This window comes from Solibacillus merdavium, assembly GCF_014836935.1.
Lineage (GTDB): Bacteria > Bacillota > Bacilli > Bacillales_A > Planococcaceae > Solibacillus > Solibacillus ferritrahens.
Genome location: NZ_JACSPW010000011.1, coordinates 14035 through 37746 on the forward strand (window position 1 = coordinate 14035; position 23712 = coordinate 37746).

General features: G+C 40.1%; 23 protein-coding genes and 1 riboswitch. Of the genes, 6 read left to right on the forward strand and 17 right to left on the reverse strand.

The features are described 5' to 3' along the window. Positions 1-14: 14 nt before the first annotated feature. On the reverse strand, positions 15-881 hold the full coding sequence (locus H9632_RS12175; protein WP_191704345.1) for a hypothetical protein: 867 nt from the start codon (positions 879-881) through the stop codon (positions 15-17). A gap of 264 nt (positions 882-1145) precedes the next feature. Next, positions 1146-1754, reverse strand: a complete 609-nt coding sequence (locus H9632_RS12180) for a CalY family protein (protein WP_191704346.1) — start codon at positions 1752-1754, stop codon at positions 1146-1148. 1000 nt (positions 1755-2754) lie between these two features. After that, positions 2755-2838: riboswitch (cyclic di-GMP riboswitch) on the forward strand. Positions 2839-2894: 56 nt separating this feature from the next. Here H9632_RS12180 and H9632_RS12185 point away from each other — a divergent pair. Then, complete coding sequence (locus H9632_RS12185) at positions 2895-3548, forward strand: LuxR C-terminal-related transcriptional regulator (protein ID WP_191704347.1); 654 nt, start codon at positions 2895-2897, stop codon at positions 3546-3548. Positions 3549-3656: 108 nt separating this feature from the next. Here the strand turns inward: H9632_RS12185 and secG are convergent, their stop codons facing one another. The 4 genes from secG to H9632_RS12205 all read right to left on the reverse strand — a co-directional run bounded on the left by secG (position 3657) and on the right by H9632_RS12205 (position 6993). Continuing rightward, positions 3657-3884: a preprotein translocase subunit SecG gene (gene secG / locus H9632_RS12190; protein WP_191704348.1), complete on the reverse strand. Its 228-nt coding sequence runs from the start codon at positions 3882-3884 to the stop codon at positions 3657-3659. A 126-nt stretch (positions 3885-4010) separates the two neighbouring features. After that, a complete protein-coding gene (locus tag H9632_RS12195) occupies positions 4011-4856 on the reverse strand; it encodes an ABC transporter ATP-binding protein (RefSeq protein ID WP_191704349.1) in 846 nt (281 codons plus the stop codon). Next, complete coding sequence (locus H9632_RS12200; RefSeq protein WP_191704350.1) at positions 4853-5854, reverse strand: FecCD family ABC transporter permease; 1002 nt, start codon at positions 5852-5854, stop codon at positions 4853-4855. Before H9632_RS12200 ends, H9632_RS12195 begins: the two co-directional genes overlap by 4 nt. A gap of 17 nt (positions 5855-5871) precedes the next feature. Next, entirely contained in the window at positions 5872-6993 is a 1122-nt protein-coding gene (locus H9632_RS12205) for an ABC transporter substrate-binding protein (protein ID WP_191704351.1), read from the reverse strand. A gap of 211 nt (positions 6994-7204) precedes the next feature. Here H9632_RS12205 and H9632_RS12210 point away from each other — a divergent pair, with 211 nt between their 5' ends. Beyond that, positions 7205-7846, forward strand: a complete 642-nt coding sequence (locus H9632_RS12210; protein WP_191704352.1) for a phosphate starvation-inducible protein PhoH — start codon at positions 7205-7207, stop codon at positions 7844-7846. Further along, positions 7843-8454, forward strand: coding sequence for a type 1 glutamine amidotransferase family protein (locus H9632_RS12215; RefSeq protein WP_191704353.1), 612 nt, complete (start codon positions 7843-7845; stop codon positions 8452-8454). Before H9632_RS12210 ends, H9632_RS12215 begins: the two co-directional genes overlap by 4 nt. Positions 8455-8515: 61 nt before the next feature. Here the strand turns inward: H9632_RS12215 and H9632_RS12220 are convergent, their stop codons facing one another. Next, positions 8516-8725, reverse strand: coding sequence for a hypothetical protein (locus H9632_RS12220; RefSeq protein ID WP_191704354.1), 210 nt, complete (start codon positions 8723-8725; stop codon positions 8516-8518). 183 nt (positions 8726-8908) lie between these two features. Between H9632_RS12220 and H9632_RS12225 the strand changes: the two genes are divergently transcribed. After that, the gene (locus H9632_RS12225) at positions 8909-9847 is read left to right on the forward strand and encodes a nuclease-related domain-containing protein (protein ID WP_318247697.1); all 939 of its coding nucleotides are present in this window, start codon (positions 8909-8911) and stop codon (positions 9845-9847) included. Positions 9848-9916: 69 nt separating this feature from the next. On the opposite strand, the gene H9632_RS12230 is transcribed toward H9632_RS12225, so the two are convergent. From H9632_RS12230 to H9632_RS12240, 3 genes are all read right to left on the reverse strand, one after another. Beyond that, positions 9917-10147 carry a hypothetical protein gene (locus tag H9632_RS12230; protein ID WP_191704356.1) on the reverse strand — a complete coding sequence of 77 codons (231 nt, stop codon included), beginning with the start codon at positions 10145-10147 and terminating at the stop codon, positions 9917-9919. Between the two features lie 520 nt (positions 10148-10667). After that, positions 10668-12083 (reverse strand): DHA2 family efflux MFS transporter permease subunit, encoded by a 1416-nt coding sequence (locus H9632_RS12235; RefSeq protein ID WP_191704357.1) that lies wholly within the window; start codon positions 12081-12083, stop codon positions 10668-10670. Positions 12084-12544: 461 nt separating this feature from the next. Beyond that, a complete protein-coding gene (locus H9632_RS12240) occupies positions 12545-13129 on the reverse strand; it encodes a TetR/AcrR family transcriptional regulator (protein ID WP_191704358.1) in 585 nt (194 codons plus the stop codon). Positions 13130-13390: 261 nt separating this feature from the next. On the opposite strand from H9632_RS12240, the gene H9632_RS12245 reads away from it, so the two are divergent. Beyond that, positions 13391-14110, forward strand: coding sequence for an L-2-amino-thiazoline-4-carboxylic acid hydrolase (locus tag H9632_RS12245; protein WP_191704359.1), 720 nt, complete (start codon positions 13391-13393; stop codon positions 14108-14110). Further along, positions 14103-15320 (forward strand): Zn-dependent hydrolase, encoded by a 1218-nt coding sequence (locus H9632_RS12250; RefSeq protein ID WP_191704360.1) that lies wholly within the window; start codon positions 14103-14105, stop codon positions 15318-15320. The genes H9632_RS12245 and H9632_RS12250 overlap by 8 nt, the downstream gene beginning before the upstream one ends. Positions 15321-15470: 150 nt before the next feature. Here H9632_RS12250 and eno read toward each other — a convergent pair whose 3' ends face one another. From eno to H9632_RS12285, 7 genes are all read right to left on the reverse strand, one after another. After that, positions 15471-16763, reverse strand: coding sequence for a phosphopyruvate hydratase (gene eno / locus H9632_RS12255; RefSeq protein WP_191704361.1), 1293 nt, complete (start codon positions 16761-16763; stop codon positions 15471-15473). A 75-nt stretch (positions 16764-16838) separates the two neighbouring features. Then, complete coding sequence (gpmI, locus tag H9632_RS12260) at positions 16839-18380, reverse strand: 2,3-bisphosphoglycerate-independent phosphoglycerate mutase (RefSeq protein ID WP_191704362.1); 1542 nt, start codon at positions 18378-18380, stop codon at positions 16839-16841. Further along, the gene (gene tpiA, locus H9632_RS12265) at positions 18373-19134 is read right to left on the reverse strand and encodes a triose-phosphate isomerase (RefSeq protein ID WP_191704363.1); all 762 of its coding nucleotides are present in this window, start codon (positions 19132-19134) and stop codon (positions 18373-18375) included. The genes gpmI and tpiA overlap by 8 nt, the downstream gene beginning before the upstream one ends. A 243-nt stretch (positions 19135-19377) precedes the next feature. Then, on the reverse strand, positions 19378-20562 hold the full coding sequence (locus tag H9632_RS12270) for a phosphoglycerate kinase (protein WP_191704364.1): 1185 nt from the start codon (positions 20560-20562) through the stop codon (positions 19378-19380). Positions 20563-20932: 370 nt separating this feature from the next. Beyond that, positions 20933-21946 carry a type I glyceraldehyde-3-phosphate dehydrogenase gene (gene gap, locus H9632_RS12275; protein WP_191704365.1) on the reverse strand — a complete coding sequence of 338 codons (1014 nt, stop codon included), beginning with the start codon at positions 21944-21946 and terminating at the stop codon, positions 20933-20935. Positions 21947-22012: 66 nt separating this feature from the next. Next, positions 22013-23041 (reverse strand): sugar-binding transcriptional regulator, encoded by a 1029-nt coding sequence (locus tag H9632_RS12280; RefSeq protein ID WP_225223820.1) that lies wholly within the window; start codon positions 23039-23041, stop codon positions 22013-22015. Between the two features lie 169 nt (positions 23042-23210). Next, positions 23211-23444 carry a glutaredoxin family protein gene (locus H9632_RS12285; RefSeq protein WP_191704366.1) on the reverse strand — a complete coding sequence of 78 codons (234 nt, stop codon included), beginning with the start codon at positions 23442-23444 and terminating at the stop codon, positions 23211-23213. Positions 23445-23712 lie beyond the last annotated feature (268 nt).

Below are 23712 nucleotides of genomic sequence, written 5' to 3' on the forward strand. Positions count from 1 at the left end.
TTCAAAACGAAGATTTATGGCTGCAGTAGTGGCGAACCCTCGCTAGCTTCTTTAGTAGTTTCAGGGCTCCTAACCGGTTGAGTTGGACCTTCATTGTTCGATTTTTGTCCCATGTTCTCCTTGCTCTCACCTGAACCTTCTTTAGTTCCGGAATCTTTCTTCGCTTCTTTTTCCACAGGAGTTAATTCCTTTTGGTTTGGGGCTTCTGCCTTTTCTTTGTCACTAGCTGGAGCTTCCGCCTCTTCTGAAGCTTTTTCTTCGTCATTGGCTGGAGCATCTACATCTTCTGGTGCTTTGTCTTTTTCAGCTTCTTTTTCATCCTTCTCCGGATCTTTCTTGTCAGCTTCTTTGTCACTAGCTGGTGCTTCTACATCTTCTGGTGCTTTATCTTTATCTTTATTTTTATCTTTATCTTTATCTTTTTCTTCATCTTTCTTTACAGCTTCATTTTTATCTTCTTTTTTACAATCGACTTTGTCATTCGAAACAGGGACCACTTCTGTTACAGGCTCTGAAACGGATACTTCCGATACCGGTACTTGCAATACTGGTGCATCTGTTTTCTTACATGCTAAATCACTTGAATTACCTGCATCTATAGCTCCAAGTCCAGGAGCACCCACCACGATTACACAGTCCATTTCATTCTCTGAACTTGTTATAGCAACCGTTGCTGTTTCTTCCTGTGGAGGATTTGCCTTTTCTTCCTGAGAAGTATTTGCTGTTTGCTCAGTGCTAGGCTCGGATTCCTCACCCGGCACCGTCTCAACCAAGTCTTCCACCCCACAGGCTGGAGCTACTGGCACTTCCCATATACCTGCCGTGATGGTATCGCTAATGACAGACTGACTGCTGAGATAGGCGGATGTATCGGATGACAAATAATTGACTCCAAAAATAGCTAAATATCCAATAAGGGTTATTTTTAAATATAGAATCAGATTGTACTTCTTTTTCTTATATCTGCCTCGAGGTCTGGGGTTCAATCCAATACCGCCTTTCTAATTTCGTTAATTGGAGTTTCCTTAAATATATTCCTCAAAACACAAAAGCAATTTATACGCTGAGAAATATATATAAGGAAGAGTTCCGACAGATTTTACATAAAATAAGGGAGGAGAAGGGCTCTCCTCCCTAAAGAAATATTATTTTGCTACGCCCTTACCTTGTTTTGCCTCAAACTTCCAAGTTAATTGTAAAGAATCGCCTTGGAATTCATTTTGATCTGCGTTATTTTCTACAAATTCAAATTGAACCCCTAGAGTATCAGAATCTCCTGCTTTCAATCCACCACGTTCTTCAAAATATGGAATAAAGATTTTATTAGCAACAGCATCTGGTGTCATTCCCTTTAATTCTGCAAGAGTAGTATTGTAAATTACATTGTCTAACCAAATGCCACTAGCATTTTTATCTGGGTTCCACATGAAATTAACACGAATATGTTGCCCAAAATCTTCCACATTATCGCCATTTGCATCTGTTACCACATAATCTGTATCAAGCAACACTTTTGCAATGTCAAGTGAACCGTCATTTTTTAATGTAAATGATCTATTCATCCAGTCTCCAGGCTTAATATTATCTACATTGATAATTTCCGTAGGGTTAAGCGCTAAATCCAATGTACCTGCCTTGAATGTATTTGTGCTTGTTTCTGTATCACTGAAATATGCATAAGTTCCCCCGCCGATCATACTTACAGCTAGTGCTCCCGTTGCGATTCCCATTGCTAGTTTCTTTTTGATACTCATTTTAAATTCCTCCAAATAGTTTTTTAGTTTTTTTTTGCTCTTCCCTGGATCGTATAGAAAGTCATCTTTCTCGACGTTGGGTACGAGTTTCCTACACTTTGATAAAACATTATTTGATACCTTGCGCCAAATTCATAGTAAGGCAATTAAAAGCTAATGTCCTCCCCCTTTGCACTTCACTTTTCGACTATGAATGTGGAACTAGATTTAGTATAGACCGCCCCATAAATTTCCTCTCACCTCTAATGGGTGATTTTTAGCACTTTGGCATTCTACTTTCGAACTTACCCAACGGTATACTTTAGTGTTATCCGATATACTACTAATTGGTTAAACAGCATCTATAAATACTGATGTACCACCGTTTTATCTTTGTCCCATGAATACATCGGCTTCGATTTTTTCCCACATTGTTAATCATTGGAATTAAAATTGGTAAATACGACTATAATCAATTGACTTATTTTGATTTCCACTTTACATTAATAAGAAGTATTTTGTTTTACCTCCCCTATGGTTATTAGCTTCCAGAGGCGACCCTCACAATTCCTTTTGTTCTATTCTTAAATAAGATGCCTATTACTTATTTAGTGACGTGTTGCATTTAAACTATATAATCGTATTTAGAAAATATTGTCGTATCTATTAATGGTGCTAATCATTCGTAGCAGAATTTTTTAACTACCCTATGAACAACTAATGGTTCCAATGGCTTTTAAACTACTGCTCAGTCATCAAAAGTGGTAGATTATGCTCTTACTTCCAACATAAATAGATATAAAACGACGAGATAAGCAAAAAGATTACAAAGAAAGTGCTTAAGGTTAAATATATAATGACAAAAAATTCCAAGGATAACTAAGTATAATGAATTAGAGTTTTTAATTTTCGAATATCATATTTCCGAAGTAAATTCCACAGTAAATAGACCGAAAATTCCATCATCTAGTTCTTCAATCTTATTCAAAAATACACATACTACTTATTAACAGAACAAAGTTTTACATTAGGAGACTATGAAATACATCCTCAAACTGGGCACCTTGGATGTATGGAGTCAGTGGTGCAACCGGCCTCACTTCATTTGAAAGTCATTTCTTAGTAGCACTCTTTTTATATGAGTGGGGGGGCAATTTATTAATGAAAATTTTATTGGTGAATGATCAAGCAATCATTCGCAGAGGATTAATTTCCATTCTATCAACTGATGATAAACTAGAAATCATCGAAGAAGCGGGCAATACACAAGAAGCACTTGATATGCTTCAAAAAGAAATGCCGGATTTGGCAATTATTGATTTTCAGATAGGAGATGAATGTGGATTAAAATTGATTAATGAAGCGAGGAAATTAGGGTGCAAGTGCAAATTTGCGGTTCTTACCTTTTTAAAAGATATTGAATCATTTCAACGTGCAATGGCAATGGATGTGGTTGGATATATTTCTCTTAATTCACATCCAGAAGAACTCATTTATGCCATTCAACTAATTCAAAAGGGTAGAAAATATTATGACCCAGATTTAATCGATATGCTCGTACAAACACAAAAGGAGTCACCAATAGATGACAGCCGTCTAGCGCTCCTTACATCTAAGGAAAAAGAGGTATTAGAAAAGTTAGGAATGGGTTTTTCGAATAAACAAATAGCTCGTAGTCTTTATATATCAGAAAATACCGTGAAAAAGCATGTAAGCCAGGTGTTATCAAAATTGGAGCTTGGTGATCGTACGCAAGTTGCGCTTTTTGCGAATGAAACAGGGTTGGTTCAATTTAAGCATGATGTAGTGGTTTAATAACATAGTGCCATTGAATAATATTCCATTTTGAAAAAAACTGGTGAACAAAAAGAAAAAGCCTAACCTCGCAATAAATGCAAGGTTAGGCGTTTAATTTTCGTTCAATTAGAGTTTCGTAATAGCTAAAGCTAACACGAAGAATGCAACAGAAAGAACGATTGTTGTGCGGTGTAATACTAGATCCATCCCGCGAGCTTTCTGTTTACCGAATAGTTGCTCAGCTCCACCAGAGATGGCACCTGATAAACCAGCGCTTTTACCTGATTGTAATAACACGACAACGATTAAGGCTAAAGCTACGATCAGAAGTAATACTGTAAATAACGTATGCATTTGCTCCACCTCCTAAGTATGGACGTCACAATACCAAATAGTATATCAAACTGCGAACCTCTTTACAATATTTCTTGGAAATGCACAGCAAATTTTATCCAAATATAGCTTCGCGCAATCATTCACTTATTCAAAGCTATTAAATCGACATTCACTAATATCGCGCTTTGCAGCAAGCGCAAGTGGCACCATCGTTTCAAACAGTAAATCCTCTTCTTCAAAAATGAGCTTACGCAGTTCAATATTGAAGTACTCCTTCATGCGCGATTCCGTCATGACCTCCTGTACCGGACCGATCACCGCTTTCTTGTTCTTCGCAATCATCAGCACCTGGTCCGCTAAATAGAACGCATGGTTCGGATAATGTGTATTAATAATACATGAAATATTATGGTCTTTAGATAGGCGTTTTAACGTCTCTAAAATAACGACCTGCTTTTGCACATCCAAATGCGATTCCGGCTCATCCAATATTAAAATTTCCGGATTCGATACAAGTGTGCGGGCAATTAAAGCGAGTTGCAGCTCCCCGCCACTAACTTCATTGCACGACTTTTTCGCCAAATGCTCAATTCCGACTTCATTTAATGCCTGATGCGCCTTTTCATAATCTTCCTTGCGTGGCTTTGACAATGAGCCAATGTACGGCGCACGCCCCATCACCACTAAGTCTTCAATTGAAAAGCCGAACACCATTTTATGCGCTTGCGGTACATAGCCGATTTTCTTCCAAAGCTCTTTTTGCGAAACCCTTTTAAGTGGTACATCATCAATCAATGTTTCACCAACACGCCAACCGTGCAAGCCGGTAATACATTTTAATAGCGTCGTTTTCCCTGCGCCGTTCGGACCTAGTATCGCCATAATCTTTCCCGGCTCCAGAGTAAAGCTAATATTCGATTCATAAATAAACGGCTTTACTTCCTTCTTTTTTGCATAGCAGAAGTTGCCTTCACGTACTTCTATTTTCATGACCAGCTACCTCCTGTACGACGTAAAAGATAAGCAAAGAACGGTGCTCCGACAATCGCCGTTAAGATTGATAACGGAATTTCCGCCGCCGTTACCGAACGGGCCAATGTGTCGATTAATAACAAATACGCCCCTCCAAGTGCTATCGACACCGGTAATACACGCTCATTATTACTACCAACAAACATTCGCGCAATATGCGGAATAATTAATCCAACCCAGCCAACAATCCCCGCTACCGCAACGGCTGCCGCTGTACAAAGCGTAGCTCCTGCGATGACAAGCCATTTTAGGCGTGTTACGTTAATTCCTAATGATTTTGCTTCTTCATCAGGTAATGTCAATAAGTTAATACGCCAGCGCAATGCAAGTAATATCAGCATGCCGACTAAAATAATCGGGCCGGCTGTCCATAAATCACGGTATGAAGCTGTCCCTAAGCTCCCCATTAACCAATACGTAATGGCAGGCAGCTTTTCTTCAGGGTCGGCTACAAACTTTGTTAAAGAAATTAAGGCATTAAACAACGCACTTGTTACAACCCCTGCCAGCACGAGCATAAAGATCGGCATATTGCGTCCAGACCCACCGATTACATACGTAAAACCAATGGCTGCTAAACCAAAAATTAATGCCAAGCCTTGTGTTACATAACCATTTCCGAATAATAAAATCCCGATAGAAGCACCGAATCCTGCACCTGCTGCGACACCTAAAATGTCCGCGCTCACTAATGGATTGGCAAACATCCCTTGGAAAGCTGCCCCGGAAATGGAAAGCCCCGCACCGATCAATAGTGCGAGGATAATACGCGGCAGCCGAACTGTCATGACAACGTTATATTCCATTTGCGTCCAAGTTGCTTCTATCGGAAAAATATGTGAGCCTAAAATTTTTACGACCGTTACAAAATCTACTTCAAAGCGTCCAATACCGAGTGAAGCAATTGCAATAACGAGTGGTAAAACCCATAGTAAAATATTTTTCCACGTTTTCATAAGCGTCCCTCGATTTCTTAATACTTCGCAGCGTCAGAAGAAGGATGCAAAATGCGCTCTACTTCTTTATCTGTTAAGTCAAACCCGTAAAAGTCTTTGTAATAGCTCTTAATTTCTGCGTTCATATCATAGTCAAATAACTCAGGTTGGTTATTGTTCGCTAACCACTTCAGCATTAGCGGTGCATCCCCACTTGGCGGGAACCAACGATAAATACCTAATGGAATTTTATAAACCTGCTTATTCTTAACCGCTTCAACCTCGCTCCAGTCCTGACCTGGAATCGTATTGTTATATAGGTCCTCTGGTTGGATTTCCGTAAAGTTCGTTAAGTAAATGATTTCCGGATTCCAGTTATAAATTTGCTCCATATTCACATCTTTACGACCAGTTACTTCGTCTTCTGCTACATCATTGGCACCTGTTGCATTCAGCCATTGATTCCCAAAGAAGTTTTTACCGCTCACTGTAATTGCCTGCTCTGATAATTGATACATCATTAATGCATTTGGCTTCTGTTCTTTCGTTAAGCCAGCAATTTTTTCGTTAATTTCATTTTGTACCGCTGTACCGATTTCGATAAATTGATCTGCACGATCTGTTGTTCTTGCGATTTCACCCGTTAACTCCAGCCAGCTATTGAATGTTGCAAGTGGCTCTGCTGCCGCTGCATCAATTGCTTTAATCGCCACTGTATTAATACCGGCTTTACGTGCTTGCTCGATTGATTTTTCATCTGTAGCGAGCTCAAAAAATACGTCCGGGTTAATTTTCATTAATTCCTCTACGTTCATTTCACCATTTTGCACAAACGATGTATCCGCTTTTAAAATATCCGGTGACATTTTCGCTAAAATTGAATTTTCTGCCGCATTATAAGAATTCGGATGCATCCCTACAATTTCCTTTGTAGAGTTTGTCGCCACATACCATGTGTGGAAGTACGGTAAAATCCCGCCTGATACAATCGAATTCACTTCAGCAGGAATCGTTACCTCTGTTCCCGCCTGGTCAATGACGATTTTTTCTTCTGCCGTTGCCTGAACCTCTCCTCCAGAATTTGCAACCTCTTTATCTGAGCATGCTGCAAGTGCCATCGCCGCCACTGCAAGCGAACTTAAAATTGCTTTACGTTTCATTCCATCTGTCTCCCCTTACTGAATTTTTAATTACTATAGGGCTAATTTTTGGTTCACCTATAATAAAAAAATTATTATATTAAAAAAATGATTTGAATTAGTTACAAGATTGAGTATAATTGATAATGATTTTCAATGTCAATGATATTTCGGCTCTCAAATGAGAATATGTATCATTTAACAAAATTTAATTGTTTAAAGGAGAATTTTTATGTCGGAGTATAAAATAGTAAAGCTAGACGGCGGACATGCTTTTAGCTTAGAGGGACGCGCTATGAACGTCTCAAACGAACCAATGGACCATGTAACATTCCTTGATCAGTATGAAATTTCAACTGCTGACCTTTCCACATTCAATGTGTTGGTCGTAACGGACTTTATTGATCAGGAACATCTTTATGAGCAAAAACAAGTAATTGAGAACTTCTTAAATGAGGGGAAAATTGTTATTGCCAACACACATATTTTCCGCCCTTGGCTACCAGGAGCTGGTCTATTTATGCCAAAGGAAATTAAATCTCACGCGGATTATTTAATGGAGCCTGCTTCTGAAGGGACATTTTATGAAGGCGTGGACATGATGGAGCTTGCGTATCGTAAAGGAGTTTCAGGCTTCTATGCACGTGGCTCACACCCTGTAGTAAATAAAGAGTCGGAAGTCATTTTACAATATACAGACGGAACGCCAATCGTTTTCATTGACCGCACCGCAACAAAAGGAACTGTTGTCGCTGCTTCTTGCCGTGACTTTTTAACATACGCAACAGGTGAAAACTCTACACAGCTTATCGCACCGCAATTTTTGGCATGGCTGGATAAAGAATTACTACGCTTAAAAGGAGCTCAAGCATGAGAAAAATAGCAGTTTTATATAGCGGTCACGCACCACATTTTGTAACATTCAACACACCAAAATACAAACAATATTTCGATAAAATCATCTACTTACCTCGCTTTGCTGAGCAGGATTTAGACGGCATGGACGTATTAATCGTCCCTTCGCAATTGCACAACAAATTATTGCTAGAAGCGGCACCAGCCATTCGTCGTTTTGCCGATAACGGCGGCGTTGTCGTAGCATTCGGTCCTCAGCCATGGAACTGGATTCCAGGTCAAAACTGGGAAACACGCCCGACAAATTTCTGGTGGTGGCTTGAAAAGAATGCTGATAGCGGACTGCGCATGGTTGCACCGGATTACCCATTATTCCGTGATGGTTTCTTGGATGAAGCAGGTTGCACGTGGCATCAGCACGGCGTATTCCATTTACAGGAGGGCATGCAGTCACTCATCGATATGAAGGACGGCGGCTCATTATTATATGTCGATAAAGTCAGCTCAAAAGGCACTTGGATTGTCACAACACTTGACCCTGATTTCCATTTCGGCTCTTATTTCATGCCGGCAACGGAGAAGTTTTTAGACGGCTTCCTTCCATGGTTAGCTTGCGGGGAAATTTAATAGCATAGAAAAAAGCATGGTACCCGCAAAATGAATGCGAGTGCCATGCTTTTACTTATTATTAGTCGTTAGAATTTTCGTCTGTATCTAATTCAGTGTCCGCTTCGCCGTCGGTATTTACTTCACCTTCAGTACCTGCGTCACCATCAGTATCTAAATCTAGATCTACATTCGTATCATCGTTCGTGTCATCAACTACGCCGTCGTTTTCATCTTCAATAATAACCGGATCTTCGTCATCGTTACAAGCTGCGAGTGATAATGATAACACCGCTGCCGCCATAAGTGTAGAGTATTTTTTTAATTTCATAAATAAATTGCCTCCCTTACTGTTTGATGTTCTTTTCCCAGCATTGTTAAAAGAGAAACATATTTTTTCATTTTTCCTGCAAAAAAACATTTTCACCCTTTCTATTTTCCCATAAATTAGGATATTTTATAATGAGTACAGGAGGTGAAAAAATTGCAGCAATCGAGGCATTATTTATTTATCGAAACACTGATGAAGCGCATAAGGATGGATGATTCGGAGGCCTCAGCAATCCAGCAAGAATTTTACCGATTAGAGGCCGGCTTATCTGGAGAGCAAAAATTAAAGCGACTGCTAACGGATTTTTATTTTAAAACAGAATTTCACATCTTTTATAATTTTGAATGTAAAAATTCAAAAGGTTTTACCCATCAAATGGACGCATTGCTCCTTACACCAAATTTTGTCTTAGTGATCGAAGTAAAACAAATATCCGGTACCCTTTTCTACAAGCCTTCCCTGCATGAATTCTTCCGCGTACAGGATCAAATAAGTGAAAATTTCCCCAACCCGTTCGACCAAGCCTACCGTCACCAGCTTTTCCTGGAGCACCAGTTAAAGGCCTGGCAAATATCTATTCCCGTTTACCACATCGTCGTACTAGCCAATTACCGCGCAAAGCTCGATGAGTCCTTGAACAATTTTCCAATTATGCATATGAGCGGCATCCCCAGATTTATCGAAAAGCTCTATAAACAGCATCCAAAACCCCGAGCGCATATCACTTTTCTACAAAAACAATTCGAGCAATTATACGAGCCGCTCCCCCCACGCAGGACAATTGAAAAGCACCGACTCCGCACCGGCGTTTTATGTAAGCAGTGCGATTATGTAAACGAAATGCATTACAAGCAAGGCAATTTCATCTGTCCCGTCTGCGGCGCAAAAAGTAAGGAAGCCCTATATGAAACTTTATTACAATACAGAATTTTAGTCAGTCCCCGCATATCCAATAAAGCGTTCCGCGAATTTTTCAATATCCACTGTATCCATATCGCGTCCAAACTATTAGCAAAAGCCGGACTCGAAAAGCATGGGGCGAATAAAGGCACGTATTACATCATTCCCGAAAAGTTTGAATGATCACTCATGAAGGGACTTTTACTATGAAGTCCCTTCTTTTTATGCAATAAAAAAGCAGCACAATGGCTACTAATTTACAAAATACAATATTACAAAAACTATAAATAAAACGATGCCCAGTGGGACAGAAATTTTATCCAACATATTTTTTTTGCGAATAAAGCCTCCATACGCCACTAAAGCTGAAGCAATCGCAAAAATAATATACTCGTACTCATTAGGTTTAAACATAATCAATAAAAAAATCGCGAAAAAGCCGATGAGTACAGCATATACCCATTTTCTATCTATTTTTTCCATAAAGTAATAAACATCCCTTTTATTTCATTTATAGTAACAATACCATAATTATATTAAGAAAACATTAATACATAGGTAATACCTGCATCCCCTTGCCCACGGATTTTCTAATATATCGCGAAATGTTCTAATATAAATTTTTTTCTTCTAATATATTGCCGATTTTCTAATAAAAGTGCCCATTGTGCTAATAAGTCCTCCCAATGTTCAAATAAAACTCGGAAATGTGCTAATATCCCCTCACTATTTTCTAATAACCCTCTTCAATCTTCTAATAAAACCCACGCACCCACTTCATCCAACGATCCAACCCCGTCCCCACCCCAAATCCGCGTATCTTCTAATATCCCGCACAACTTTTCCAATAAACGCACTCAATCTTCTAATAAAACCCACGCACCCAGCAACCCACCCCGATTTTCTAATAAAATCCGCACCGCACGCGCCGAGCCACAACTCAGTCCCCACAACAAAAAAACAGCACCGGCAAAATACCGATGCTGCGAAGCCAACCAAATACTTAGTTCCCCACTGGCTTACTATTTTTCACGAAGAATGAACCTACTAACCCGATCACTGATACTACGCTTACTACAACGAAAGCTGTGTGTACACCGTGCGCGAGCATTTCTCCCGGTAATGCATTGCTGAACTTTTCAGCATAATTTTGCTGTCCAATTGTGAACAGCGTAATCGCGATCGCTGTACCTGAAGCACCTGCAATTTGTGTTAATGTATTTAATGCCGCTGAACCATCCGCAAATTTCTGTGGCGCTAATGAGTTCATCGCATTTGTTTGCGCCGGCATAATAGTCATTGATACCCCTACGAAAAATACACATAAGTTAACGATAATAATCCAAGTCGCTGTTGTAGCCGAAATTGTTGTTAAGAATACAACCATCGACACTAAAATCATAGTAAATCCAATACGTGTGAAGATTTTTGCTCCGACTTTATCGAAATTAGCACCAACGATCGGTGACATAATAATATTTAAAATATTCCCTGGCAGCATACATAAACCTGCAGTTAACGCTGCGAAACCTAATACTGTTTTCAAAAACATTGGTACTAATATTGCTACAGATAAAATCATGAACATTGACGCTACCATTAAAGCGACACCTAAACTAAACATCGGTGACTTGAATACCGATAAGTCGATCATTGGCTCATCCATTTTTGTTTGGCGAATACCAAATACTACTAATAACACTAACCCTACTACAAGCGGTACCCAAACGATCACTTCTGTAATCGATTGCTCTGCCAACGTAGCGAGGGCGAAAACAACACCGCCGAAACCTATTGTAGAGGAAACTAATGATAATAAATCAATTTTAGGTCGTGTTACGTTTGATACATTGTCTATTTTATTCCATGCAAAGAAAATAACGAGTGCATAAACAACAGCCATGATCCAGAAAATATATCTCCAGCTAAGTGAAGAGACGATTAACCCTGCGATTGATGGCCCTAATGCTGGACCTGCAGTTAAAATAATACCTACAATGCCCATTACTGCCCCACGCTTTTGCACTGGGAATATGAGCATTACGACACTAAACATTAACGGTAAAATAATACCCGTTGCGATCGCTTGTACAAAACGACCTACTAATAAAACCGTAAAATTCGGTGCTAATGCGCCTAATAACGAACCGATAATCGCAATCACTATTGCCGCCACAACTAATTGACGCGTTGTAAACCACCGTACTAAATAAGATGATAATGGAACTAATACTGCTAAAACTAAAAGATAACCAGTTGTTAACCACGCCGCTGATGCCGCGGATACACTGAAATCATCCATAATATTTGTTAACGCCATGTTTAAGGCTGTTTCACCGAATAGACCTAGGAACGTCCCGATCATTAATACCGCTGCCATACCTTTAGGGCTTTTAACATTGAAAAAAGGTGCTGCCACTTCTGTTTCCTCCTGTACTATAAAAACTTATTTATGAAGATGATAATTGCTACCTATCATACTTTTGCTGTTATATAACGTTTGCTTTGTTTTAACAGCACGCTTTACAATATAGCAAATTTTTTCGTAGAAATTCAATCTTTCCAGAAGAAAAACTAGACCAGTTGTTATAATTGTGAACATCCAATAACCATTTATAACCTTTTTGGGTATAAGCATCGTATACAAATATTCCCACAATCACTTTGAAAACGATTGCAAAATTTCAATCTAAATTTGAACAAATGGTGACAAAAGTTGATCCATCAACATTGGCGACTCATTTTATAGGCTTTGCTATGAAAAAAGTTTATTTATCAACACTTTTTCATCGGTTTCCCTAAAAAAAACTCCAATTGTGAACAACTTTTCACAGGAAAATTGGATCAAAAAAACCGCTAAGACAATTTTGCCTTAACGGTTCACTTATATTGCGCAAGTATTGCTGGGATTACTTTACTTATATTTAACAACGGTTCATTTGACCGCTGCGACAATGATAACGTCACCGCACCTTCAATCATCGCACTGACAACTTTACTAATGATGACAGCTGATTCATCGCTATAGCCGTTTGAAATTAGCTTCGTATAATAAATCGATTCCCAGTACTTATACGTATCTCCGCATGCTTTACGTAAACGTTCATTCATAAAAGCCGATTCCGCCGCAAGCAAACCAAAGGGCATAATTGAAAAAGAATGTTCCTCAAGTCCGCTCTCCATATCAAATAACTCAGCCATTGCTAAAATATGCGCATTTAACGCAGCCTCAACTTCCTCAAATTCATTCATATAACGCTGAATAGACGCACCAATTCTTCGCTTCGATAGCTCAATCGCCGCCTCCGCCAATTGCTCCTTGCCTTTAGGAAAATAATGATAAAGCGAACCTTTAGGCGACCCTGATTCCTGAATAATTTGATTTAAGCCTGTTCCGTGAAACCCCTGAAAATAAAAAAGCCTTGTTGCTGTTTCTAATATTTTATCTTTTGATTGCTTTGTCATGCTGCCCTCCCAAATTATAATGTCCGGTCTAATTAATTTATACTTATCGGTCTAACCTTATCACATAATGTCAAATGACGAAAAGCATCAGTTAAATGTTCACAAAATCTCAACAGTTCTCTTTCCTGCTTACTCTCTGCTGGATTCATATAAACTATTAAAAATCCAAATCGTTTACATAATTATTAGAATATTATAAAATAACCTAATCTTAAGTATATCACTAGGCTTTATATACTATTATTGTGGAGGCGATACATTATGGAACAACAGCCGGTTTCCATCAAACCATATTCAATGGAATACATGACAGCAATGCTTTTCACTCAAATCGAGACGAATGCCAAAGAAGCTTTCGGCCAAGAAGTCATACCGCTCATCCAAAACGCCATTAACTCATTTGGCTATTATAATGCAGAGCAAATTGCCATAAAAGCAACGTTGGAAGGATCTATTCACTCACTTTACGACTACATTCCCACTGACCATCAAGCGACGGACAACTATGAAAATGCAACGCCTTTTGCCTTATTCGCCAAGCTGTTTGCACAAGTAACAAAGCAAATTGTAGACCGCTACGGTAATGAAGGTGGAGAAGTGATAAAAAAAAGCGTATGGCAATTCGGCCAAAAACGTGGTCGGGGCATTGCACAGCGGGCTCGCATTAACGGGCAGGAAAACACGGTTGAGAACTATATTCCAAACTACGATATGGGACGCAGTGAGTTATTCGTAATGGAGGATAACTACACGCCAAATGAATTGGAGCAAACTTTTACGGGCTGTCCACTTGGCCAACAATGGGCTGACGACAATATGCACGAATACGGTATTTTGTACTGCCAAGTCATTGATAACTCCATTGCCTATGGCTACAACAACAAATTTGACGTTATTCACGACCAGTATTTACTCCGTGAAGGCCAGTGCCACTTCCGCTTCCAAATGAAAGAGAAAGGAATTGATCCTCTATATGATTAATGAAGAACGCTTACTGCTGCATCTAGCTGAACTTGCCAAAATCGGCTCTACTCCCGAGGGAGGGGTCAATCGCTTTTCATTTACCGCGGAAGAAATGGTAGCGAACCTCTATATAAAACAACTAATGGAAGCAGCCGGAATGACAGTATTTACTGATGCAATCGGCAATATTATAGGTGAATTGAACAGTCATATTGACGCTCCGGCCATTGTGTTAGGTTCACATATTGATACGGTTCCAAACGGTGGGCATTATGACGGTGCGCTAGGCGTATTAAGTGCGATTGAGGTAATCCATACACTACAAGACAACGACATCCCATTAAAACGTCCGGTAAAGGTGATCGCCTTTAAGGATGAGGAAGGGACACGCTTCCAGTTTGGTATGATTGGCAGTCGTGCAGCTGCCGGAACATTACAACTAGCAGATTTACAACGTACCGATGAAGAAGGTATTTCGATAGCGGAAGCGATGCAACAGGATGGGCTAGATGCCGCAAACGTGGCAGAAGCAAAATTATCGAATGTAGAATGCTATGTTGAATTGCATATTGAACAAGGGAAAGTACTAGAAAAGGCAGATATAGGTGTCGGTGTTGTAACAGGCATTGCTGGACCACTTTGGCAGCAAATTACCCTTACCGGTACAGCTGAACACGCAGGCGCAACACCAATGGCACTAAGACAGGATGCTTTAGTCGGCGCCAGCTTAATCATTGCGAAAATTGAAGAGCTTGCACGCCAGTATCCTGCAGCAGTAGCAACGGTCGGAAAGCTATCCGTATCACCAAACGGAGTCAATGTCATTCCTGGAGAAGTCACTTTTACGGTCGATATTCGTGATATCGAAGAGGAAGTCCGAAATGCATTGGAACAGGAAATCCACCAAGCAGCACAAGCCATCGCCCAAGAGCGCCAACTTACTTTATCAATTGAAACATTGCAAAGAGTGGCACCAGTTAAATGTGATACCGAAATACAGCAAATTATCGCACAAGCTATCGCAGACAATGGACAGCAGGTCGTCCATTTACCAAGCGGTGCCGGTCACGATGCGATGCAATTTAACGGACAATTCCCGGTAGCGATGATTTTTGTTCGTTCAAAAGACGGCATCAGCCATAATCCTAAAGAATTTACCTCAACAGAAGATATCATCGCAGGGGCAAATGTTTTAAAACAAACTTTACTACAGCTCGATCAGCGATAATCGCAGTGAAGCCAGCGACCCCTAGGGGACATAGTTAGCTGGAGCCGTGCCCGGGGAAAGCATCGGTCCCGCAATGGAAATCAACGGTTCAAGGCTATCTAATTATTAAAAAGGCCGGGACATATAAATGCCCCGGCCTCAAATTATTCATTATTTAATGTTATAGAAAGATTTTAATCCTTCAAAACGGCTAGTGTCGCCTAATTGATCTTCGATGCGTAGTAATTGGTTGTACTTCGCAACACGGTCTGTACGAGACGGTGCACCTGTTTTGATTTGACCCGCATTAGTTGCTACAGCGATGTCAGCGATTGTGTTGTCTTCCGATTCGCCTGAACGGTGAGAAATTACTGCAGTGTAGCCAGCACGTTTCGCCATTTCAATTGCTTCGAACGTTTCAGTTAAAGTACCGATTTGGTTTACTTTAATTAGAATTGCATTGCCAACGCCCTCTTCAATACCACGAGATAATTTTGCAGTATTTGTTACGAATAGATCGTCACCTACTAATTGTACGCGGTCACCGATGCGCTCAGTTAATAGCTTGTGGCCAGCCCAGTCATTTTCGTCTAAGCCATCTTCAATTGAGATGATTGGATATTTAGAAGTTAACTCTTCATACCAAGCTACCATTTCCTCAGAAGTTTTTTCTACGCCTTCACCAGCTAAAACGTATTTGCCTGTTTCTTTGTTGTAAAGCTCAGAAGAAGCTACGTCTAATGCGATACGGATATCATCGCCCATTTTGTAACCAGCTTTTTCTACCGCTTCAATAATAACAGTGATTGCTTCTTCGTTTGAGCTTAAGTTTGGCGCGAATCCACCTTCGTCACCTACTGCTGTGTTGTAACCTTTGCCTTTTAAAACTGCTTTTAAGTTATGGAAAACTTCAGTACCCATACGTAATGCTTCTTTAAATGATTTCGCACCTACTGGCATTACCATGAATTCCTGAATGTCTACATTGTTGTCTGCATGTTCACCACCGTTAATGATGTTCATCATTGGTAATGGAAGTTGCTTCGAGTTGAAGCCACCTAAATATTGATATAAAGGAATATCTAAGTAGTCAGCAGCGGCATGTGCTACAGCCATAGAAACACCTAAAATTGCGTTTGCACCTAATTTACCTTTGTTGTCTGTTCCGTCAAGTTCGATTAACGCTTGGTCGATTACAACTTGGTCCAATACAGAATATTGACCTTCTAATTCTTCAGCGATAATTGTGTTTACGTTTTCTACCGCTTTTTCAACACCTTTACCTAAGTAGCGGCCTTTATCTCCGTCACGTAATTCCACTGCTTCATATTCACCCGTTGATGCACCAGATGGCACGATAGCACGGCCAAATGCACCAGATTCTGTGAATACTTCTACCTCTACTGTTGGGTTACCGCGAGAGTCTAATACTTCACGAGCGTATACTTGAGTAATGAATGGCATAATTAAAAATCTCCTCTGTCAATAAAATTTATTAGGTGCTTGCACAATGACAAGCGATATAATTAACCGCACGAATTACTTTTCGCTTGGCATAACTAACGATTTCCCTGTCATCTCGGCAGGTTGGTCAATCTCAAGCAAATCAAGCATAGTAGGTGCCAGATCCGCTAAAATTCCATCTTCATAAAGCATCACACCAGGCTTTGTCACAATGACCGGCACTGGATTTGTCGTATGTGCTGTCATCGGCTGATTATCCAATGTTACAACTTCATCCGAGTTACCATGGTCTGCAGTAATAATTGCATGGCCACCTTTTGCTACAATTGCATCGACGATTTTTCCTAAGCACTCATCGACCGCTTCAATCGCTTTAATCGTTGGCTCCAGCATGCCTGAATGCCCTACCATATCCGGATTAGCAAAATTTAAAATAATAGCATCGAATTTATCTTCTGCAATGGCATTCAATAAAGCATCCGTCACTTCATAAGCACTCATTTCAGGCTTCAAATCGTATGTCGCTACTTTCGGAGAAGCGATTAAAATACGCTCTTCCCCTACAAAGGTAACTTCACGACCTCCACTCATAAAGAACGTCACATGTGGATACTTTTCCGTTTCAGCAATACGTAATTGTTTCTTGCCTGCTCTAGAAATGACCTCACCAAGTGTATTTACAAGGTTGTCATTATCATAGGCAACATCAGAAACCACATCATCACTATAATGTGTGAAAGAGACAAATTTTAAGTTTTTCGGATGTTTTTGTGATAACGGAATGCCATCACATTTTTCACTTGTAAAAACCTGCGACAATTGAATCGCACGGTCTGGACGGAAGTTAAAGAATATAACGGCATCATTCGTATCAATTGTATCGACCGGCTTGCCCTCTTCTGTCACAACAAATGGCACAACAAATTCATCATGAATTTCGCGCTCATACGATGACTCTACACCAGCAGTAGCAGAAGAAGCTGTCTGTCCAACACCATCAACTAAAGCGTTATATGTCAAATTGACACGTTCCCAGCGACGATCGCGGTCCATTGCATAGTAGCGACCATGAATCGAGGCAAACTTCCCAACACCAATCTCCGTCATTTGCTTTTCTGTTTCCATAATGTAGTCAAGCGCTGTCGTCGGTCCAACATCACGACCATCGAGGAAGCCGTGAACATACACTTGCTCCAGTCCATTTGCCTTTGCTAGTTTCAATAGGGCAAACAGATGCTCATAGTGACTGTGTACGCCACCATCTGAAAGCAGCCCCATTAAATGTAGCTTCGAGCCATGCGCCTTTGCATGTTCAACTGCAGCTAAAAATGCTTCATTTCTGAAAAAATCGCCTTCACGAATTGATTTATGAATACGTGTTAGATTTTGATAAACAATGCGCCCTGCACCGATGTTTAAATGTCCTACTTCAGAGTTCCCCATTTGGCCCTCAGGTAGACCTACAGCTTCCCCGCTCGCAGTTAATGTAGCGTGCGGGTAAACATTCCAGTAGCGGTCAAAATTCGGTTTATTTGCTTGTGCAACGGCATTTCCTTTTACTTCATCACGAAAAGCAAAACCGTCCAAAATAATTAATGCAACAGGTTGTTTAGGCATTTGCTGCCGCCTCCAATAATTTTAAAAATGATTCCGGCTGTAGGCTAGCACCGCCAACCAATGCGCCATCAATATGTTCTTGCGCTAATAGCTCTTCAATATTTTCAGGCTTTACGCTGCCGCCATACTGAATACGTACTTTTGCAGCTGTATCCTTGCCGTATAATGTTTCGATAGCTAAACGAATTGCGCAGCATACAACATTGGCATCCTGAGCAGTAGCAGTTTTACCTGTTCCGATTGCCCAGATTGGCTCATAGGCGATGACCATATGTTCAACCTCAATTGGTGCAAAACCTTCTAGAGCTTTTGTAATTTGACGTGCTACCTTTGCTTCTGTTTGTTCAGCTTCACGCTCTTCTAACGTTTCGCCACAGCAAACAATCGGTACAATTCCTTGATTAAGTGCTGCACGAATTTTTTTGTTAATCGCTTCATCCGTTTCGTTAAATAGTTCACGACGCTCCGAATGGCCCAAAATAACATAATCTACATTAATATTGGAAAGCATCATAGGACTGATTTCACCTGTAAATGCCCCTTCATTTTCGTAATGCATATTTTGTGCGCCAATTGCCAGACTCGAATCTTCTGATGCTACGACAAGCGTAGGTAAATATAGGGCGGGTGCACAAATGACTGCATCAACTTTATCAGGAGATGGAATCTCTTGCTGAATTGCCTCCACAAAGTCCACTGCCTCATCAAATGTTTTATACATTTTCCAGTTTCCTGCTATGATCGGTTTTCTCATTCAAAACCCTCCGTTTTTAATTATTTTGTTCATTAACACATGTTGTTTTCCGCTACGGCGGGCGCTTTCCCCAGGCACGAGGCCAACACGATGTTGATCACAAAAGCGTTGCCACAGGACGTGGCGTTTTTAGCTTTTGTTCCCTGCGCTCTCCCTTGTGCGGTTCCCGGTGGAGTCGCCGCCTTCGCTCCAAACAACTAATATTGTGTTGGCACAAATAATTTTAAAAATTAACTCTATAAATTATTTATCGTTCAATGCAACAATACCCGGTAATTCCTTACCTTCCATTAACTCTAATGAAGCACCGCCGCCTGTTGAAATATGGTCCATTTTAGATGCTACTTCGAATTTTTCTACCGCTGCAGCTGAATCACCGCCACCGATAATTGTGTAGCCGTCTGTTGTTGCCATTGCATCCGCAACTGTTTTCGTACCGTTTGCGAATTTTTCCATTTCGAATACACCCATAGGTCCATTCCAAATGATTAATTTTGATTGCTTAATGACTTTTGCATAGTTTTCAGCAGTTTTTGGTCCGATATCTAGACCCATCCAGTCAGAAGGAATTGCATCGATTGCTACTACCTTTGTGTCGGCATCTTTTGAAAATTCGTTTGCTACGACTGCATCGACTGGCATGTGCAGCTGAACGCCTTTTTCTTTTGCTTTTTCGATAAAGCCTTTTGCCAGCTCGATTTTGTCTTCTTCCAGCAATGATTTACCGATATCATGACCCATTGCTTTTACAAATGTGAATACTAAGCCACCACCGATAATTAGGTGATCCACTTTATCTAATAAGTTTTCGATGACACCGATTTTATCTTTAACTTTTGCGCCACCAATAATTGCTGTGAATGGACGCTCCGGATTTGATAAAGCTTTCCCTAATACATCTAATTCTTTTTCCATTAATAAGCCTGATACAGCTGGTACATGCTTCGCAATACCTTCTGTTGAAGCGTGTGCACGGTGAGCTGCACCAAATGCATCATTTACGTAAAGGTCTGCTAATTTTGCAAACTCTTTTGCCAATGTCTCGTCGTTTTTCTCTTCGCCTTTATGGAAGCGCACGTTTTCAAGAAGAATGATGTCGCCGTCTTGCATATTGTTTACCGCTGCTTCTACATCTGCACCAATCGATTCATCAAGCTTCGTAACAAGCTTGCCCATTAATTCAGAAAGACGTTCACCTACTGCTGTCAAACGCATATCTTCATTTACTTCACCTTTTGGACGGCCAAGGTGTGAAGCTAAAATAACTTTTGCGCCCTTCTCTACTAATTGCTCAATTGTTGGAATGGCTGCACGAATACGCGTTTCATCCGTAATTTTTCCCTCTTCCATTGGCACATTAAAATCAACACGTACAAATACGCGCTTCCCTTTTACATCTACATCATTCATTGACTTCTTTAAAAACATAAAGAAAATCCTCCTTTAAATTCGATCGTGAAATTATTGTGTGGATAGTATACTCGTTAGTTAAAATAGTATCAAACTTCAATAATGCTGTCTTGTGTCGCCTCTGATTTCCCTCGTATTCGTTATTATTTATGACGAAGATGAATCATTACGCTTAAATCCCCAAACAATATGTATGTACCCAATTTTCTTATATTCAAAAAAAGAGCGGTCGGGTAATTCCCTGCCGCTCTTTTACCCTTATATATTATAAGGTCTACACCTTTTAAAGGCTATACTTTTTATGTCAAATTCTAATTAATATGTCACATATTTTCTTTGTTCTTCAAAAAGTATGTCACAATTAATTTACAATTCAAAATCGCTTGTTTTACGCTTTATCAATTCCTTGTTTAGCGATATATAACGCTAGATCCATTAGTCGAGTAGAATACCCGATTTCATTGTCATACCAAGCTACTACTTTTGCCATGCGGTTTTCCATAACCATTGTTGATAAGCCATCGATTGTTGATGATGCCGGATTACCGTTATAGTCAATCGATACTAGTGGCAATTCATTGTAGGCAAGAATTCCTTTTAATTGACCTTCTGAAGCCTCTTTTAATGCGGCATTGATTGAATCTGCTGTTACGTCTTTATCCAGCTCTACAACTAAATCCACACAAGATACGTTCGGTGTAGGAACACGCATTGAGAAGCCGTCCAATTTGCCCTTTAATTGTGGCAATACTTTTGATACTGCTACTGCCGCACCTGTAGTTGTCGGAATCATTGATACCGCGCCAGCACGTGCACGACGTGGATCCGAGTGCGGGAAGTCAAGGATACGTTGGTCATTTGTATACGAGTGAATTGTTGTCATCATACCGCGCTTAATACCGAATTGTTCATCCAATACTTTTGCAAGCGGTGCTAAACAGTTTGTCGTACAAGAAGCGTTTGAAATAACGTCCTCTGATGGGTCATAATCTGTATGATTTACGCCCATAACATAAGTCGGCATATCGCCTTTTGCTGGTGCTGAAAGAATCGCTTTTTTTGCACCTGCTTCAATATGCTTCGATACTTCTTCCATTGAACGCCATCTGCCCGTACATTCTAAAACAACATCCACACCAATTTCGCCCCATGGTAATTTCGCAGGATCTTTTTCTGAATACACTTGAATGCGTTTGCCGTTTACGATAAATGCATCACCTTCTGCCTGAACATCTGCATCGTATACACCATGTACTGAGTCATACTTCAATAAGTGTGCAAGCTGCCCGGCATCTGTTAAATCATTTACTGCAACAACTTCAAATTCCTCGTGCTTCATTGCTTCACGGAATACTAAACGTCCGATTCGACCAAATCCATTAATTGCTAATTGTAATACCATGTGAAATTCCTCCAATATATTTATTATTTAAACAGTATGTGTAATGGACATACTTTTAAAAACAACTTATTTTTCTAGAATTGTATTTGCGGTTTGCTCATCCGTAATTAAAATCGTCTGCTTTACTGCATTTTTGAAATAAGCCTGTATTGCAGCCGCCTTATTTCTGCCTGCCGCAATAGCAATTACATGTTGCGCCTTATTTACATGCTCAAGCTGAATACCGATTGTACGTAAATGATGAACAATATCGCCATCTTTATTGAAATAATAGCCAAACGCTTCCGCAACGGCTCCTTTTTGTTCAAGCAGCTGCTGCTCTTCGTGTGTGCTATTGCGACGAAGTGCCATTTCCTGAGCGGCTCCTATGCCATGAACGACAATATTTACCTGCTCATATAGTTCAATCATCTCTTTAATAATCGGCTCATCCTTCATCGCTTCATAAGCCTGCTCACTTAAATGTTCTGGTAAAAACAAAGTACGATATTTTGCTCCACACCTTTTGGCAAATTTGGAGACAACTGTATTTGCTTGGAATGACATCTCATCACCCATACCGCCTCGAGCTGCTATAAAATTCGCATCACCCAAAACCGTATTTGCTGTTAAATACTCTTTCATCGCAGCAACACTGCTTCCGCCAGTCACAGCAATCTGATCTTTGCCGTTAGCTACCTGCAGTAACGTCTGTGCCGCTTCTTTACCGAGCTGTTGCTTTACAGTCATATCCTGTTCCGCATCACCCGTCACAATAATAACGCGTGCAATCCCGAACATCTCTGTAAGCTGTTGTTCCATTGCCACAATACCGGACAGCTCCCGATGTAATTCGTAAAGCTGTTCTAATACTTCATACCCTTTTGGCGTACAAATCATGCCCTTTTTCTGAATCGAAATCAATTGCTGCTCACTAAGGACGGTTGTTTCATTCCGAATATCACGCTCTGTCATCTGAAGCTGCTCTACTAAAGCACGCCTGCCAATCGGTCCGAATGTCGATATTGCCTGTAATACACGAAACCTCTTTTGAAAGAGAGAATCGATTTCAGGCATTAGTTTACGCTCTGCTGCAAAAAACGAAACATCAGTCAAAAAACCACCTACTCGACTATATTGGACAGATTTTGTCCCACGTATTATTTTTTGGTCCCACTTAAGGCAAAAAAAATAATTCCTGCCTTTATTATAAAATGTATAATAATGTTTTGCAACTTATATAGTTGTCGGAATTATGACTTTCATCAAAAGTAGGGCACTCGCATCAATCTCCGAGCGCCTCATATAATGTTGCATAATCAAGTTGTCCATATTGAATAACTTTCCCATCCCGCTCAACGACAGGGATCATCAGCATATATTTTTCATGTACTTCATCATCTTTTTCAATATTATAGTGCTCGATTGTAAAGTCGATATCTTCCTGGACAATTTTTAATGTATGGAGCCCTTCCACGCAAAGTTCACAGTCCGGTTTAGAATAAAATTTAATAATCATGCTGTTTCCTCCCTTTTTTAGTATTATAGCCGGGGAAAATGGAAATGGGGGAGTCTTTTATTAGAAAATCTTTGCAACATATTAGCACTTCCAACTAACATATTAGCACTTTAATAACACTTATTAGCAAATGAACCCCACTTATTTGAACATCCGACACTTTTATTAGCAAATCAACATTTTATTAGAACAATCGCAAAACATATTAGAACATCCCGGGCACATATTAGAAAACCGCCGCCGCACTCCATCTCAAAAAAAGCACCTT